A 15,307-nucleotide genomic window follows, 5' to 3' on the forward strand; every position below is an offset into this window, starting at 1 on the left:
GTATCAGACAAACCGACTGTCCCACTCATACGATGTAAGTTGCAGCCCTTTATGCTCGTAGATTCCCATTGTCACCTTGATCGCCTTGACCTCGCCGCCCATGACGGCTCGCTGGATGCCGCCCTCGAGGCGGCCCGCCAGCGCGGGGTAGGGCACTTCCTGTGCATCGGTGTCAGCGCCGACAACGCGGCCGATGTCAAAGCCCTGGCCGAGCGTTACGACGACGTCGATTGTTCAGTCGGCGTGCATCCGCTGGACGTGCAGCCGGGTGCGGCGCCTGCGCTGGACTGGCTGTTGCACGAGCTCAATCATCCGCGCGTCGTGGCGATCGGTGAAACCGGCCTGGATTATCACTACGAACCGGAAGCGGCAGAGTTGCAGCAGCAATCCTTCAGGTTGCACCTGCAAGCGGCCCAGCAGACCGGCAAGCCGGTGATCATCCATACCCGCGGCGCGCGCGCCGATACCTTGGACCTGCTGCGTGAAGCGGCGTTGCCCCAGGCGGGCGTGCTGCACTGTTTCACCGAGGACTGGGACATGGCGAAAGCCGCGCTGGACATGGGTTACTATATTTCCCTGTCCGGGATTGTCACGTTCCGCAATGCCGACGCGCTGCGCGACGTGGCCAGCAAGGTGCCGGCCGACCGTTTGCTGGTGGAAACCGACTCACCGTACCTGGCGCCGATCCCGTACCGTGGCAAGCCGAACCTGCCGCAGTACGTTCGTGAAGTAGCGGAATTTCTGGCAATGTTGCGGGGTGAGGCTTACGAGCGATTTGCCGAGCAGACCACCGAAAACTTCAAGCGGTTGTTCCCGCTGGCGCATGTGAAAGGTTAAATCGCAGGCAAAAAAAACCCGGGTTCTGGGGGGTGAATCCGGGTTAAGACCATTAGGAGTAAAACAATGGCACGCGGTCCGTTGGTACCAATATCGGCGTGACACTTGGGGGAGATGCCCCGCCGACAGTTCAAGTATTGATCAGTATTTCGCACCGTCCAGTTTGTAGGCTGCGGTTTTTAAACAAATTTGGAATACGCACGCTTCAGAAGAGTTCTCATCAAGCGGCTGTCTTGCGCGAAATCATCAAGAAACACAGATATGGTCGGATGATCCGTGCATTTTGGCGCAATTTAGGCATAATACGCGGCTTCGAATTTTGACCCCTACAGACCTTTTCTTATGCATAAAGAACCTCGTAAGGTCCGTGAGTTTCGTCGCCGCGAGCAAGAAATTCTCGATACCGCGCTCAAGCTGTTCCTCGACCAGGGTGAAGACAGTGTCACCGTCGAGATGATCGCTGATGCTGTCGGTATCGGCAAAGGCACGATCTACAAGCACTTCAAGTCCAAGGCTGAGATCTATCTGCGCCTGATGCTCGACTATGAGCGCGATTTGAACGAGCTGTTGCATTCGGCCGATGTCGACAAGGACAAGGAAGCCCTGTCCCGCGCCTATTTCGAATTCCGCATGCGTGACCCCCAGCGTTACCGCTTGTTTGACCGCCTGGAAGAGAAGGTCGTCAAGGGCAACCAGGTACCGGAGATGGTCGAGGAACTGCACAAGATCCGCGCCTCTAACTTCGAACGCCTGACCTTGCTCATCAAGGGCCGGATCAGCGAAGGCAAGCTTGAAGACGTGCCGCCTTACTTCCATTACTGCGCGTCCTGGGCGCTGGTACACGGTGCCGTGGCGCTGTATCACTCGCCGTTCTGGAGCAACGTGCTGGAAGACCAGGAAGGCTTCTTCCAGTTCCTGATGGACATCGGCGTGCGCATGGGCAACAAGCGCAAGCGCGACAACGACACCCCGAGCAGCTGAGCCATTCAGCCGCCTTATTGCCCATGATTTCTCAACATGGCGCAGTACCGCAGGAATATACTCAGGCATAGGGCTTGCTAAAACTTGATTTGTGAGTCAAGTTTTACCAGCCCGTATATTCTTCGCCGGAGTCATCATGATCGTCGACCGTCAAGGCAGGCGCTTTCGCAATTTAAGAGTCAGCCTGACCTCAGCCTGCAATTACGCTTGTACCTACTGCGTGCCCAACGGCAAGCGGCTGGTGGCTGCGCAGGATGAATTGTCGGCCGAAGCCATGGCGCGTGGAGTGGCCTACCTGATCGAAGCGGCGGGCATCGAGCGCTTGCGCATTACCGGTGGCGAACCGCTGGTCAGCCCGAAACTCGAAGCCTTCATGGCCGCAGTCGGGCAGATGGGGCTGCAGGACATCAGCCTGACCACCAACGGGCAGCTGCTGGCGAAGAAGCTGCCGATCCTGATCGACGCCGGCATCCGACGCATCAACGTTTCCCTCGATACCCTGGACGCCTCTGCGTTTCGCAGCATTGCCCGTGGCGGCGACCTGGCGACGGTGCTCGGCGGCATGGACCAGGCCCGTGCAGCGGGCATGAAGGTCAAGGTCAACATGGTGCCGCTGCGCGGCCAGAACCTCGACCAGGTGATGCCACTGCTCGACTATTGCCTGGAGCGTGGCTATGAACTGCGCTTTATCGAGTTGATGCGCATGGGCCACCTGGCTAGCGACTCCAATGCCTTCCTGCAGCAGTTTGTCAGCCTGCAACAGCTGCTGAGCCTGATCGGCGAGCGTTATGAGTATCTCCAGGCCGATGCGCCTGTCGATGCTACCGCCGTGCGCTACGAGATTCCGGGGCAGGGCTATTTTGGCGTGATTGCCAACGAAAGCGTTCCGTTCTGCCGCACCTGCTCGCGGTTGCGCCTGTCCTCCACTGGCTGGCTGCATGGCTGCCTGTCGTCGAGCAATCGCCACTATGTCGGCGACCTGCTGGACAAGCCGCGCCATCAGGCTTTGCCGGCCTTGCAGCGACTGTTGGTCAAGGCGTTGGGCGACAAGCAGGAAGTGGCGTTTTCCGGTGGTGCCACGGTCATGAAGATTATTGGCGGCTGAGCTGGCGCAAAAGCTGCATCCCACGGCCATTCGCCGGTTTTCCGTCACCGGCCTCTGGAGGATAGGATGCGTAGCCTGGTTTTGCTGCTGGCCATTTTGGCGCTCGGTGGCTGCATGAATGTCAGCGACATGGCCGAAGGGACGCGCTACCACATGAGCGACGCCGGCCTGCTGGACCACAGCGACAGCCGCCGGGTGAACAACCTGCGCATTCAGCCGGACTCCTTCGTCTACATTGCCCAGGGCGCCTTTGTGCCGCCTGGCAGCGCCGTCTACCCACGCCCCAACGTGATCGCCGAAGTCGCCTTCGATGGTTTCGTCGAGTATTTCCCGATGGTCCGCCGCGCCCGCACACCGCAAGGTCTTGATCAGGCCATGGGCGAAGCCCGTGCCGTGGGCGCCCATTACCTGCTCTATACGCGTTTCGCCAACTCCGATGACCGCATCGGCAACTCGGATGAGTGGCTGGACCAGGAAGCGCTGGATCGCCTCGGTATCGACACCGGAGTGATTCAGATCATGTTGATCGAGACCAGCACCCAGTATTTGATTGATACTGCACGTATCCAGGGTCGTGGTGGTCTGCTGACCTTCCACGACGAAAAACCCGAAGACCTGATGGGCCCGCCGCTGCAACAGTACGCGCGCAGCCTGCTGGGGCTCAGCGACCAGTAATTTCAAGGAGAACGCCATGAGTGGCCCGCAAAAAGCCAACGACCTGCTGGGGCAAATCCCCAAGACCCAAGGCTTGCCACCGGTCCACCTGTGGAACCCCGACTTCTGCGGCGACATCGACATGCGCATCGCCCGCGACGGTACCTGGTATTACCTGGGCACGCCGATCGGGCGCAAGCCGATGGTCAAGCTGTTCTCCACCATCATTCGCCGCGACGGTGATGATTACTTCCTGATCACGCCGGTGGAGAAGGTTGGCATCAAGGTCGATGACGCGCCCTTTGTGGCGATTGCCGTGGAGGTGGAAGGTAAGGGCGAGAAGCAGGTCCTGCGCTTCACCACCAACGTCGATGAGACTGCCGAGGCCGGCACCGAGCATCCGATTCGCGTGGTCATCGATCCCGACACACAAGAACCTGCGCCTTATGTGCATGTGCGCACCAACCTCGAAGCGCTAATCCATCGCAATGTGTTTTACCAACTGGTGGAGCTGGCGGTGAGCCGTGAGATCGAGGGTCAGCGCTGGTTGGGGGTGTGGAGTGGCGGTGAATTCTTCCCCATCGGTCTAGAACCTTAATCGGTTAAAAATGTGGGAGCGGGCTTGCTCGCGAAGGCGGTGTGCCTGACACATGGATGTTAGATGTACAGACGCTTTCGCGAGCAAGCCCGCTCCCACATTTTGTTCTATGCACTCTCTGAAAAATCAGTTTGACAGCCAATCATATGATGATTAGCGTGGACACCCATCGCGAACGGCTTTGAGGTGTCCATGTCCAGCAGTTTTCATGCGTCGACCGTCGATTGGCTGGGCTGTTGGATCGCTGCCGGGCAGGTCAAGCCTGGTGAGGCGCTCAAGGTCGAAGCCGACCTCGGCGAACAACTGGGTGTCAGCCGCACCGTTATCCGCGAAGCCATCAAGACCCTGGTCGCCAAGGGCATGCTCGAGGTCGGGCCGAAGGTCGGTACGCGAGTGTTGCCGGTACGGCGCTGGAACCTCTTCGATCCGCAAGTCGTCGGCTGGCTGTCCCGCAGCGGTTTGCCGGAAAACTTCGTCGATGACTTGCTCGACCTGCGCCGCACCATCGAGCCGATGGCCGTGCGTTGGGCCTGCGAACGCGCAACCGCACAACAGCTCGACGCCATTTCATTGGCCTACAACGCGTTGGAGCGAGCAGTGGACAGCGGCGTCGACTACAACCGCGCCGACCAGCTCTTCCACGAGTGCATCCTCGCCGCCAGCCACAATCAATTCATCGAACAAATGGTCCCGGCCCTGGGAGCGCTGCTGGCCGTGTGTTTCGAAGTGTCCGCCGCCGACCCCGACGAACTGCGCCGCACCTTGCCGATTCATAAAGATATGGCCGACGCCATCGCCGCCCGGGATACCGCGCGGGGCGTCTGGGCCTGCATGACCCTGATCGATAACGCTGACCTGGCGATCAAACGCTTCTACCCACAAGTGATGGCCGACAGGGTAGGAGCGAGCGTGCTCGCGATGGAGTATCAGTCGACGTCGATGTAGCTGACACTCCATCGTTGGACGCTTCTACACAAATAAAAACAAGAACAATGCAGGAGGATTCATGGAGTGCACCGCAGTGACCGAACACCGCGCCCAGCTCGGCGAAGGCCCGTTCTGGGATGCGCCGACCCAGGCGCTGTACTGGGTGGACATCGCCGGCAAACAGGCGCTGCGCTTGATCGGCGCCAACGTGCAGATCTGGCAGATGCCGGAGCACGTGTCGGCGTTCATCCCCTGTGCGAGCGGCGATGCGCTGGTGACCTTGAGCAGCGGGGTGTATCGGCTGGATCTGGATTCACCTGGACTAGCGCCTCGACTGACCTTGTTCTGCGTCGCCGATCCGCACCCCGGCAACCGCCCCAACGAGGCCCGCTGCGATGCCCAGGGCCGGCTCTGGCTCGGCACCATGCAAAACAACATTGGCGAGCAGGGCGAAGACCTGCCTGTCGAACGGCGTTCCGGTGGCCTGTTCCGCATTGATCGCGACGCACGGGTGACGCCGCTGCTGCGTGGCTTGGGCATTCCCAACACGTTGCTGTGGAGCGATGACGCTACCACCGTTTATTTCGGCGACAGCCTCGACGGCACGTTGTACCGGCATTTCATTCGTACCGACGGCCACCTCGAACCGCCACAGGCCTGGTTCGGCCCCCACACCCGCGGCGGCCCGGACGGCTCGGCGATGGATGCCGAAGGTTTTATCTGGAATGCCCGATGGGATGGCAGTTGCCTGCTCAGGCTGACGCCGGACGGGCAGGTCGATCGGGTGATCGAACTGCCCGTCAGCCGTCCGACCAGTTGCGTATTTGGCGATCCCGACCTGAAAACTTTGTACATCACCAGTGCCGCGAGTCCGCTTGGGCATCCGCTGGATGGGGCGGTGCTGGCGATCCGCGTCGACGTTGCAGGAAAGCTCTGTAGCCGATTCGCCGGTTAAATCCCTAAATATGGGATGTAAATATATATATTGAGATTATCGGCGAGCCGGGTTTATAGTCGGCTCCATCAGTTACACGCACTCACACTTAAAAAAACAAAACAGGTGAAGTGATGCAGCGATATTCCCCCGCACTCCCGCGTGGAGTCCGCGTTTCAGAGTACCTCAGGGCTGAAACGTTTTCGCGCCTGCCTGTTTCTTCCACTCGCCTTTTGACCGGACATCTACCGATGCCCGGTTTTCGTCGTGCTTTCGAACAGGAGTCCTGATCCATGGCTGAACCTCTTTCGCTGCCACCAGTGCCCGAACCCCCAAAGGGCGAGCGCCTGAAAAATAAAGTCGTGCTGTTGACCGGCGCCGCCCAGGGCATCGGCGAGGCGATCGTGGCGACCTTCGCGTCCCAGCAAGCCAAGCTGGTCATCAGCGATATCCAGGGTGAAAAAGTCGAAAATGTCGCGGCGCAGTGGCGGGGCAAAGGGGCTGACGTGGTGGCGATCAAGGCCGACGTTTCGCAGCCGCAAGACCTGCAGGCGATGGCCAGGCTGGCGGTCGAGCTGCACGGGCGAATCGACGTGCTGGTCAATTGCGCCGGGGTCAACGTGTTCCGCGATCCGCTGGAAATGACCGAGGAAGACTGGCGTCGCTGCTTCGCCATCGACCTCGATGGCGCCTGGTACGGCTGCAAGGCAGTGTTGCCGCAGATGATCGAGCAGGGCATCGGCAGCATCATCAACATCGCTTCCACCCATTCCACCCACATCATTCCGGGCTGCTTCCCCTACCCGGTGGCCAAGCACGGCTTGCTCGGCCTGACTCGCGCCCTGGGGATCGAATACGCACCCAAGGGCATTCGCGTCAACGCCATCGCACCGGGCTACATCGAAACCCAATTGAACGTCGACTACTGGAACGGCTTTGCCGACCCCCATGCCGAACGTCAGCGCGCCTTCGACCTGCATCCGCCACGCCGCATCGGCCAGCCGATCGAGGTGGCCATGACCGCGGTGTTCCTGGCCAGTGATGAAGCGCCGTTCATCAACGCTTCGTGCATCACCATCGATGGCGGGCGCTCAGTGATGTACCACGACTGAGTCGTCCGGTTTTCCGGTGTAAAGCTACGCCTGAAATCCAATCATCATACGATATGACTATTGGCAGTACGCTCAACAAAAACAACAAGGAGTCAGCTTATGAATCGTCGTCATGCCATCCGTACCCTGTGCTGTGCCGCCCTGGCGGTCAGCGCGGTCAGTCTCAGCAGCACGCTGCTGGCGGCCGAAGAAGTGAAAATCGGTTTCCTCGTCAAGCAAGCGGAAGAGCCCTGGTTCCAGACCGAATGGGCATTCGCCGAAAAGGCCGGCAAGGATAAGGGCTTCACCTTGATCAAGATCGCCGTGCCGGATGGCGAGAAAACCCTGTCGGCCATCGACAGCCTGGCGGCCAACGGCGCCAAGGGTTTCGTGATCTGCCCGCCGGACGTGTCCCTGGGCCCGGCGATCATGGCCAAGGCCAAACTCAACGGCTTGAAAGTGATCGCCGTGGATGACCGCTTCGTCGATGCCAGCGGCAAGTTCATGGAAGACGTGCCGTACCTGGGCATGGCGGCGTTCGAAGTCGGCGAGAAGCAGGGCAGCGCCATGGCCACCGAAGCGAAAAAACGCGGCTGGGAATGGAAAGACACCTATGCCGTGATCAACACCTACAACGAACTCGACACCGGCAAAAAACGCACCGACGGTTCGGTCAAGGCCTTGCAGGATGCGGGCATGCCCAAGGACCACATCCTCTTCTCCGCCCTGAAAACCCTCGACGTACCGGGCAGCATGGACGCCACTAACTCGGCGCTGGTGAAACTGCCGGGCGCGGCGAAGAACCTGATCATCGGCGGCATGAACGACAACACTGTGCTCGGCGGCGTGCGTGCCACCGAAGCCGCCGGTTTTGCCGCGGCGAACGTGATCGGCATCGGCATCAACGGCACCGACGCCATTGGCGAACTGAAGAAACCCGACAGCGGCTTCTACGGTTCGATGCTGCCCAGCCCGCACATCGAGGGCTACAACACCGCCAGCATGATGTACGAGTGGGTTACCAGCGGCAAAGAACCGGCGAAGTACACCGCCATGGACGACGTGACGCTGATCACGCGCGACAACTTCAAGCAGGAACTGGAAAAGATCGGCCTGTGGAATTGAGGGCCGGTTGATTTCATTGGCGGCCCCGGCAACGGGGTTGCCTGATCTGTGTGATGAGGTGGTTATGCACGCGCAAACACAAGTACAGCAGCACGGCAGTTCTTTCAGTGGCAGTGGCAGCTTGCGCTTCAACGGGATCGGCAAGACCTTTCCCGGGGTGAAGGCGCTGGACAACATCAACTTCGTCGCCCATCCGGGGCAGGTTCATGCCTTGATGGGCGAGAACGGTGCCGGCAAGTCGACCTTGCTGAAAATCCTCGGCGGCGCCTACATCCCGAGTAGCGGCGAGCTGCAGATCGGCGGCCAGACCATGGCCTTCAAGTCCACCGCCGACAGCATTGCCAGCGGCGTCGCGGTGATTCACCAGGAGCTGCACCTGGTGCCGGAAATGACCGTGGCGGAAAACCTGTTTCTCGGTCATCTGCCCGCCAGTTTCGGCCTGATCAATCGCGGCACCCTGCGCCAGCAAGCCCTGGCCTGTCTCAAGGGGCTGGCCGACGAAATCGACCCGCAGGAGAAAGTCGGGCGCCTGTCCCTCGGCCAGCGGCAGTTGGTCGAGATCGCCAAGGCCTTGTCCCGTGGCGCCCATGTCATCGCCTTCGACGAACCCACCAGCAGCCTGTCGGCGCGGGAGATCGACCGCTTGATGGCGATCATCGCGCGCCTGCGCGACGAGGGCAAAGTGGTGCTCTACGTCTCCCATCGCATGGAGGAAGTGTTCCGCATCTGCAACGCGGTAACGGTGTTCAAGGATGGCCGCTACGTGCGCACCTTCGAAGACATGAGCCAACTGACCCACGATCAACTGGTCACCTGCATGGTCGGTCGCGACATCCAGGACATCTACGATTACCGCCCGCGCCCGCGCGGCGCGGTGGCGTTGAGGGTCGACGGCCTGCTCGGGCCGGGCCTGCGTGAACCGGTCAGTTTCGACGCGCACAAAGGCGAGATTCTCGGCTTGTTCGGCCTGGTCGGCGCGGGGCGCACGGAGTTGTTTCGCCTGCTCAGCGGCCTCGAACGCAACAGTGCCGGGCGCCTTGAACTGCGCGGCCATGAATTGAAACTGCGCTCACCCCGGGACGCGATTGCGGCCGGGATCCTGCTCTGTCCCGAGGACCGCAAGAAAGAGGGCATCCTGCCCCTGGCGAGCGTTGCCGAGAACATCAATATCAGCGCCCGCGGTGCGCATTCCACCTTCGGTTGCCTGTTGCGCGGCCTGTGGGAGAAGAACAACGCCGACAAGCAGATCAAGGCGCTCAAGGTCAAAACACCGCACGCCGGCCAGCAGATCAAGTTTCTCTCCGGCGGCAACCAGCAGAAGGCCATTCTCGGTCGCTGGCTGTCGATGCCGATGAAAGTCCTGCTGCTCGACGAGCCTACCCGCGGCATCGACATCGGCGCCAAGGCGGAGATCTACCAGATCATCCATGACCTGGCTGCCAGTGGCATTGCGGTGATCGTGGTGTCCAGCGACCTGATGGAAGTGATGGGCATTTCCGACCGCATCCTGGTGCTGTGCGAAGGCGCGCTGCGCGGCGAACTGAGCCGCGAACAGGCCAATGAATCCAACCTGCTGCAACTGGCTTTGCCGCGCCAACGCGCTGACGGCGTGGCGAACTGAGAGGTGACTATGATGACAAGCCAAAACGACGCACTGCCAACCCCGCGCAAGCCCCTGGACCTGCGGCGCTTTCTCGATGACTGGGTGATGCTGCTGGCGGCCGTGGGGATCTTCGTGCTCTGCACCTTGATGATCGACAACTTCCTCTCGCCCTTGAACATGCGCGGCCTGGGCCTGGCGATTTCCACCACCGGGATCGCGGCGTGCACCATGTTGTATTGCCTGGCGTCCGGGCACTTCGACCTGTCGGTGGGTTCGGTGATCGCCTGCGCCGGGGTGGTTGCCGCCGTGGTGATGCGTGACACCGACAGCCTCTTTCTCGGCGTCAGTGCAGCACTGGCGATGGGACTGATCGTCGGGCTGATCAATGGCATCGTGATCGCCAAGCTGCGGGTCAATGCGCTGATCACCACGCTGGCGACCATGCAGATCGTCCGCGGCCTGGCCTACATCTTCGCCAATGGCAAAGCGGTGGGCGTGTCCCAGGAGTCGTTCTTCGTGTTCGGTAACGGTCAGTTGTTTGGCGTGCCGGTGCCGATCCTGATCACCATCGTCTGCTTCCTGTTCTTCGGCTGGTTGCTCAACTACACCACCTACGGGCGCAACACCATGGCCATCGGCGGTAACCAGGAAGCGGCGCTGCTGGCGGGCGTGAATGTCGACCGGACCAAGATCATCATCTTCGCCGTGCACGGCCTGATCGGTGCGCTGGCCGGGGTGATCCTGGCGTCGCGCATGACCTCGGGCCAGCCGATGATCGGGCAGGGTTTCGAGTTGACGGTGATCTCGGCTTGCGTGCTGGGTGGCGTGTCCCTCAGTGGCGGGATCGGCATGATCCGGCATGTGATTGCCGGGGTGTTGATCCTGGCGATCATCGAGAACGCGATGAACCTGAAGAACATCGATACCTTCTACCAGTATGTGATTCGGGGTTCGATCCTGTTGCTGGCGGTAGTAATTGATCGCCTGAAACAGCGCTGACACCCCTTACAACCTGTTGGGACCGGCTTCGGACGGCGTTGCAGCCAGCACCAATGCTGAATGCGCCGGCCTCATCGCCAGCAGGCTGGCTCCCACATTGAACTGTGGGAGCCAGCCTGCTGGCGATTGACCGCGCAGCGGTCACGGCTTTTTTGCTATCCCTTCTGTCACCTCCCATAAATATTCCTTGCCCGTCATAACATGTATCGGTTACTAATTTGTACATGATTAGACAGGTACGATTCGATAAGAAACAACGGGTGGTCGACGAACTCATCCGGCGTATTGAAAGCGGTCTCATGGAAGACGGCTTTCATCTGCCGGGCGAGCATCAGTTGGCTCAGGAATTCAAAGTCAGCCGAGGAACCTTGCGTGAAGCGTTGGCCGAGTTGAAACGGCGCAACTACATTGCGACGCAAAGCGGGGTCGGTTCCATCGTCACTTTCGACGGTGTGGCACTGGATCAGCGCAGCGGCTGGGCCCAGGCCCTGGCCGACAGCGGCGCGCTGGTCAATACCGAAGTGTTGCGGTTCGAGGCGGTGACCCGTCCTGACCTGCTATTGCGTTTCGGCACCGACCAATTCATCACCCTCGACCGTCGCCGCCGCACCAATGACGGCACGCTGGTCTCCCTCGAACGCTCATTGATGCCCGCTAGCGGAGGCCTGGAAAGCCTGCCGCGGGTTGGCCTGATCGATAATTCGCTGACCATTACCTTGGCCGCCTATGGCTACATCGGCGAACGTGGTGATCAATGGATCGGCGCCGAACCGTTGAACGCCGAAGATGCGGAGCTGCTGGGGCGTCCGGTCGGCACGGTATTCCTCAAGGCCTTGCGCACCACCTATGACCGGCAACACCGCTTCATGGAGCAGGTGGAAAGCCTGCTCGACCCTGTGCATTTTCGTCTGCACCTGCAATTTGGACCTTCGAAATGACCGCGCTCGATCGTGCGCTTGGCGCGTTCTACGGCCTGGCCCTGGGCGACGCGCTGGGCATGCCGACCCAATCCCTGAGCCGCGCCCAGATCCAGGCGCGCTTCGGCGACATCACCAATCTTGAAGATGCCGGTCCTGATCAACCGATCGCCGCCAATATGCCCAAGGGCTCGATCACCGATGACACTGAACAGGCGATCCTGGTCGGTCAGTTGTTGGTCGAGGGCAAAGGCCACATTGAACCCTCGGTCCTTGCTCAACGCCTGATCGAATGGGAAGCGGTGATGCAGGCCAAGGGCTCGCAGGACTTGCTCGGCCCTTCGACCAAGCGGGCGATCGAGATGATCCTTGCCGGCCATTCGCCTGAAGAGGCCGGGCGCTACGGCACCACCAACGGCGCGGCCATGCGTATCACACCGGTGGGGATTGCTGCCGACGTGGCCAATCCCGAGCGTTTCATCGATGCCGTGGTGCAAGCCTGCCAGGTTACCCACAACACCACGCTGGGCATTTCCAGCGCGGCGGCGGTGGCGGCGGTGGTGTCCGCCGGGATCAACGGCATGGACCTGGGCGAGGCATTGAACCTCGGCCAGCAATTTGCCCAGCAAGCCGAAGGCCATGGCCACTGGGTGGCTGGCGGTCGCATCGCTTCGCGCATCAGTTGGGCACGCAGCATCAGCGTCGACAGTGACAAGGCGTTGCTCGCCGATCTGCTGTACGACGTGATCGGCACCTCGGTGGCTTCCCAGGAGTCGGTGGTGGTGTCGTTTGCCTTGGCCCAGCAAGTGGCCATCGGCGAAATGAGTGCCTTCGACGCACTGTGCATGGCCGCCAGCCTGGGCGGAGATACCGACACCATCGCGGCGATTCTGGGGGCGATGCTCGGGGCCTGCCTGGGTCTGGCGAGTTGGCCGGTCGAGATGATCGACACGGTCAAGGCCGTCAATGAGCTGGAGCTGGAGCCCCTTGTGAAAGGACTCCTCACCCTGCGCTGAGGAACACAAATCCCCTTGCCCACAACCACAAAAATGGCAACAGGAGCATTTTTCATGAGTTCATCGAACGCCGGGCAGAACGCCGGGCAGCTGGAAACCCGCGGTATCGAGCCGGTGCCGGAGGCCGAGTGCAATGGGCATCCGCTGCAGCTGTTCTGGGTCTGGTTCGCCGCCAACATTTCCATCCTCGGCCTGCCGCTGGGTGCGACCCTCGTGGCCTTTCGCGGCCTGGCGATCTGGCAGGCAGTCATCGTCGCGATCCTCGGTGCCGCCGGTTCCTTCGCGGTGGTCGGGATCATTTCCATTGCCGGTCGTCGTGGCCGCGCACCGAGCCTGACCCTCTCACGCGCCATCTTCGGCGTGCGCGGCAATATCGGCCCGACCCTGGTCTCGCTGATGTCGCGCCTGGGCTGGGAAACCGTCAACACCACCACCGCCGCGTTCGTCTTGCTGTCGCTGTGCTCGATCCTCTTTGGTTCGCCGGTGGAAGCGAAAAGCGCGCCGCTGCTGACCCTGGTGTTCATCGCGATTTTCGTACTGTTGACCTTGTCGGTCTCCGGCCTCGGTCACGCCACGCTGCTGGTGATTCAGAAGTGGGCAACCTACGTGTTCGGCGCCCTGAACATCCTGGTCGGCGGCTTCCTTTGCGCCACCATCGACTGGAGTGCGGTGTTCAACGCCACGCCAGCGCCGATGAGCGCAATGATCATCGGTATCGGCACCATGGCCGCCGGCACCGGGATCGGCTGGGCCAACGCCGGTGCCGACATGTCCCGTTATCAGCACCGCAGCGTCAAGGCCGTGCGCCTGGTGGCGTCGGCGGCGTTCGGCGCGGGCATCCCACTGGTGCTGTTGATCACCCTCGGCGGCCTGCTGTCGGTGGGCAACAACGACCTGGCCCAGGCCACCGACCCGATCATCGCCATCCGCGACATGCTGCCGACCTGGATGGCCGTGCCGTACCTGATCACCGCTTTCGGTGGCCTGCTGCTGTCGAACAACCTGTCGGTATACTCCGCCGGCCTCACCACGCTGACCCTCGGCCTCAAGGTCAAGCGCGTCTACGCCGTGGTGGTGGACATCGTGGCGATCTTCGCCGGTTCGATCTACTTCATGCTGATCGCCGACAGTTTCTACGGCCCGTTCATCACCTTCATTTCCCTGCTGGCAGTGCCGATCACGGCGTGGGTCGGGATCTTCGTGGTCGACCTGATTCATCGTCACTACTACAGCCCCAAGGACCTGCTGGACGTCAGCCCGAGCAGCGCCTACTGGTATCGCGGCGGCGTCGAGTGGCGCGCGTTCGGTGCCTGGGCGCTGGCGATCGTGCTCGGGTTCAGTTTCACCACCATCGGCACCACGGCAGAAAACGTCTGGTTCAAGGGATTCCTGTCCGACTCGTGGCTGGGGCATAACGGCCTCGGCTGGATCGTGACCTTTGTGGTCGCCGGTGGCATTTATCTGGTACTCGGCGGGGCGAAGGACCGTCGTGCCGCAATGGTCGAGAATGCTCATGCCTAAGATGCTGCACACGGGCCAGGTGATCATCGACCTGGTCATGGCCGTGGATCAATTGCCGCAAGCGGGAGGCGACGTGTTGGCGCAGTCCGCCAGTTTCGAAGTGGGCGGCGGTTTCAATGTGATGGCGGCCGCACAACGTAACGGCCTGCCGGTGGTCTACCTCGGTCGCCACGGCAGCGGACGTTTCGGTGACCTGGCGCGTGAGGCGATGAATGCCGAAGGCATCCGGATCGGCATCGCTGACCCTGCCGAGCGCGACACCGGGCTGTGCGTGGCCATCACCGACGCTTCGGCCGAACGCAGTTTCGTCTCCTACATCGGCGCCGAAGGCGAGTTGACGGCCGAGGACCTGGCCAGTGTACCGGCCGAGACGGGCGATTATGTCTACGTCAGCGGCTACAGCCTGCTGCAGGCGGGCAAGGCACAGGCGCTGGTGGATTGGGTTTTGGCGTTGCCGGGCGCGGTCAAGGTGGTGTTCGATCCGGGGCCGCTGGTGGATTCGCCGGACATGCCGGTGATGCAGGCGCTGCTGGCGCGCATCGACGTATGGACCAGCAACAGCGTCGAAGCGCTGAAGATTACCGGCGCGCCGGACATCGCCCAGGCATTGGATCGACTGGTCGAGCATTTGCCGCGCGACGTGCTCATGGTAGTGCGTGACGGGCCCCAGGGCTGCTGGATTCATCAGCATGGCGAGCGTCGGCATGTGCCGGGTTTCAAGGTGCAGGCGGTGGACAGCAATGGCGCCGGCGATGCCCATGCAGGAGTGTTCGTGGCGGGGCTGGCGCAGGGTTTGTCGGCGTTTGATGCGGCGCGAAGGGCGAATGCGGCAGCGGCGTTGGCGGTGACCCGGTGGGGGCCGGCGACTTCGCCGGGGGCTGCTGAGGTGGATGCATTAATCTGTGAGACTTTCGGCGCCTGATCGACCGTCATCGCCAGCAGGCTGGCTCCCACAAGTTGCGATGGTGAACACATGACTGATGAACAACATCGAACCCT

Annotated in this window: 15 protein-coding genes; all 15 read left to right on the top strand. The window is 61.3% G+C overall.

The annotated features are described in order from the left end of the window. Nucleotides 1-51: 51 nt before the first annotated feature. The 15 genes from ACM6I6_RS23060 to ACM6I6_RS23130 all read left to right on the top strand — a co-directional run bounded on the left by ACM6I6_RS23060 (nucleotide 52) and on the right by ACM6I6_RS23130 (nucleotide 15,230). Nucleotides 52-837, top strand: a complete 786-nt coding sequence (locus tag ACM6I6_RS23060; protein ID WP_274072966.1) for a TatD family hydrolase — start codon at nucleotides 52-54, stop codon at nucleotides 835-837. A 342-nt stretch (nucleotides 838-1,179) separates the two neighbouring features. Further along, nucleotides 1,180-1,818, top strand: coding sequence for a TetR/AcrR family transcriptional regulator (locus tag ACM6I6_RS23065; RefSeq protein ID WP_274072967.1), 639 nt, complete (start codon nucleotides 1,180-1,182; stop codon nucleotides 1,816-1,818). Between the two features lie 136 nt (nucleotides 1,819-1,954). After that, nucleotides 1,955-2,923 (top strand): GTP 3',8-cyclase MoaA, encoded by a 969-nt coding sequence (locus ACM6I6_RS23070; RefSeq protein WP_274072968.1) that lies wholly within the window; start codon nucleotides 1,955-1,957, stop codon nucleotides 2,921-2,923. Nucleotides 2,924-2,989: 66 nt separating this feature from the next. Next, entirely contained in the window at nucleotides 2,990-3,598 is a 609-nt protein-coding gene (locus ACM6I6_RS23075; RefSeq protein ID WP_274072969.1) for a DUF4823 domain-containing protein, read from the top strand. Nucleotides 3,599-3,614: 16 nt separating this feature from the next. Then, nucleotides 3,615-4,175, top strand: a complete 561-nt coding sequence (locus ACM6I6_RS23080) for a DUF1285 domain-containing protein (RefSeq protein WP_274072970.1) — start codon at nucleotides 3,615-3,617, stop codon at nucleotides 4,173-4,175. Between the two features lie 192 nt (nucleotides 4,176-4,367). Further along, nucleotides 4,368-5,120 carry a FadR/GntR family transcriptional regulator gene (locus ACM6I6_RS23085; protein WP_414920761.1) on the top strand — a complete coding sequence of 251 codons (753 nt, stop codon included), beginning with the start codon at nucleotides 4,368-4,370 and terminating at the stop codon, nucleotides 5,118-5,120. Nucleotides 5,121-5,181: 61 nt separating this feature from the next. Further along, nucleotides 5,182-6,057, top strand: a complete 876-nt coding sequence (locus ACM6I6_RS23090; protein ID WP_414920762.1) for an SMP-30/gluconolactonase/LRE family protein — start codon at nucleotides 5,182-5,184, stop codon at nucleotides 6,055-6,057. Between the two features lie 272 nt (nucleotides 6,058-6,329). Further along, nucleotides 6,330-7,148, top strand: coding sequence for an SDR family oxidoreductase (locus ACM6I6_RS23095; protein ID WP_274072973.1), 819 nt, complete (start codon nucleotides 6,330-6,332; stop codon nucleotides 7,146-7,148). A 99-nt stretch (nucleotides 7,149-7,247) separates the two neighbouring features. Continuing rightward, nucleotides 7,248-8,252 (top strand): substrate-binding domain-containing protein, encoded by a 1,005-nt coding sequence (locus ACM6I6_RS23100; RefSeq protein ID WP_274072974.1) that lies wholly within the window; start codon nucleotides 7,248-7,250, stop codon nucleotides 8,250-8,252. A gap of 64 nt (nucleotides 8,253-8,316) precedes the next feature. Beyond that, nucleotides 8,317-9,873 (top strand): L-arabinose ABC transporter ATP-binding protein AraG, encoded by a 1,557-nt coding sequence (gene araG, locus ACM6I6_RS23105; protein WP_414920763.1) that lies wholly within the window; start codon nucleotides 8,317-8,319, stop codon nucleotides 9,871-9,873. A gap of 12 nt (nucleotides 9,874-9,885) precedes the next feature. After that, on the top strand, nucleotides 9,886-10,854 hold the full coding sequence (araH, locus tag ACM6I6_RS23110; protein ID WP_274072976.1) for an L-arabinose ABC transporter permease AraH: 969 nt from the start codon (nucleotides 9,886-9,888) through the stop codon (nucleotides 10,852-10,854). A 224-nt stretch (nucleotides 10,855-11,078) separates the two neighbouring features. Further along, nucleotides 11,079-11,792 (top strand): GntR family transcriptional regulator, encoded by a 714-nt coding sequence (locus tag ACM6I6_RS23115; protein WP_274072977.1) that lies wholly within the window; start codon nucleotides 11,079-11,081, stop codon nucleotides 11,790-11,792. Then, the gene (locus ACM6I6_RS23120; RefSeq protein ID WP_406591462.1) at nucleotides 11,789-12,787 is read left to right on the top strand and encodes an ADP-ribosylglycohydrolase family protein; all 999 of its coding nucleotides are present in this window, start codon (nucleotides 11,789-11,791) and stop codon (nucleotides 12,785-12,787) included. Before ACM6I6_RS23115 ends, ACM6I6_RS23120 begins: the two co-directional genes overlap by 4 nt. Nucleotides 12,788-12,841: 54 nt before the next feature. Next, nucleotides 12,842-14,308, top strand: coding sequence for a purine-cytosine permease family protein (locus tag ACM6I6_RS23125; protein WP_274072980.1), 1,467 nt, complete (start codon nucleotides 12,842-12,844; stop codon nucleotides 14,306-14,308). After that, the gene (locus ACM6I6_RS23130; RefSeq protein WP_414920764.1) at nucleotides 14,301-15,230 is read left to right on the top strand and encodes a PfkB family carbohydrate kinase; all 930 of its coding nucleotides are present in this window, start codon (nucleotides 14,301-14,303) and stop codon (nucleotides 15,228-15,230) included. Before ACM6I6_RS23125 ends, ACM6I6_RS23130 begins: the two co-directional genes overlap by 8 nt. Nucleotides 15,231-15,307 lie beyond the last annotated feature (77 nt).

Origin of the sequence: Pseudomonas sp. IT-P218, from assembly GCF_949767605.1 — a bacterium.
GTDB lineage: Bacteria > Pseudomonadota > Gammaproteobacteria > Pseudomonadales > Pseudomonadaceae > Aquipseudomonas > Aquipseudomonas putida_AE.

What these genes read in the sequence shown, in the direction of transcription:
- ACM6I6_RS23065 (WP_274072967.1), top strand. Translation starts at nt 1,180, where the DNA reads ATGCATAAAGAACCTCGTAAGGTCCGTGAGTTTCGTCGCCGCGAGCAA.
- ACM6I6_RS23120 (WP_406591462.1), top strand. Translation starts at nt 11,789, where the DNA reads ATGACCGCGCTCGATCGTGCGCTTGGCGCGTTCTACGGCCTGGCCCTG.
- araG (WP_414920763.1), top strand. Translation starts at nt 8,317, where the DNA reads ATGCACGCGCAAACACAAGTACAGCAGCACGGCAGTTCTTTCAGTGGC.
- ACM6I6_RS23080 (WP_274072970.1), top strand. Translation starts at nt 3,615, where the DNA reads ATGAGTGGCCCGCAAAAAGCCAACGACCTGCTGGGGCAAATCCCCAAG.
- ACM6I6_RS23085 (WP_414920761.1), top strand. Translation starts at nt 4,368, where the DNA reads ATGTCCAGCAGTTTTCATGCGTCGACCGTCGATTGGCTGGGCTGTTGG.
- araH (WP_274072976.1), top strand. Translation starts at nt 9,886, where the DNA reads ATGACAAGCCAAAACGACGCACTGCCAACCCCGCGCAAGCCCCTGGAC.
- ACM6I6_RS23070 (WP_274072968.1), top strand. Translation starts at nt 1,955, where the DNA reads ATGATCGTCGACCGTCAAGGCAGGCGCTTTCGCAATTTAAGAGTCAGC.
- ACM6I6_RS23125 (WP_274072980.1), top strand. Translation starts at nt 12,842, where the DNA reads ATGAGTTCATCGAACGCCGGGCAGAACGCCGGGCAGCTGGAAACCCGC.
- ACM6I6_RS23060 (WP_274072966.1), top strand. Translation starts at nt 52, where the DNA reads ATGCTCGTAGATTCCCATTGTCACCTTGATCGCCTTGACCTCGCCGCC.
- ACM6I6_RS23095 (WP_274072973.1), top strand. Translation starts at nt 6,330, where the DNA reads ATGGCTGAACCTCTTTCGCTGCCACCAGTGCCCGAACCCCCAAAGGGC.
- ACM6I6_RS23115 (WP_274072977.1), top strand. Translation starts at nt 11,079, where the DNA reads ATGATTAGACAGGTACGATTCGATAAGAAACAACGGGTGGTCGACGAA.
- ACM6I6_RS23100 (WP_274072974.1), top strand. Translation starts at nt 7,248, where the DNA reads ATGAATCGTCGTCATGCCATCCGTACCCTGTGCTGTGCCGCCCTGGCG.
- ACM6I6_RS23130 (WP_414920764.1), top strand. Translation starts at nt 14,301, where the DNA reads ATGCCTAAGATGCTGCACACGGGCCAGGTGATCATCGACCTGGTCATG.
- ACM6I6_RS23075 (WP_274072969.1), top strand. Translation starts at nt 2,990, where the DNA reads ATGCGTAGCCTGGTTTTGCTGCTGGCCATTTTGGCGCTCGGTGGCTGC.
- ACM6I6_RS23090 (WP_414920762.1), top strand. Translation starts at nt 5,182, where the DNA reads ATGGAGTGCACCGCAGTGACCGAACACCGCGCCCAGCTCGGCGAAGGC.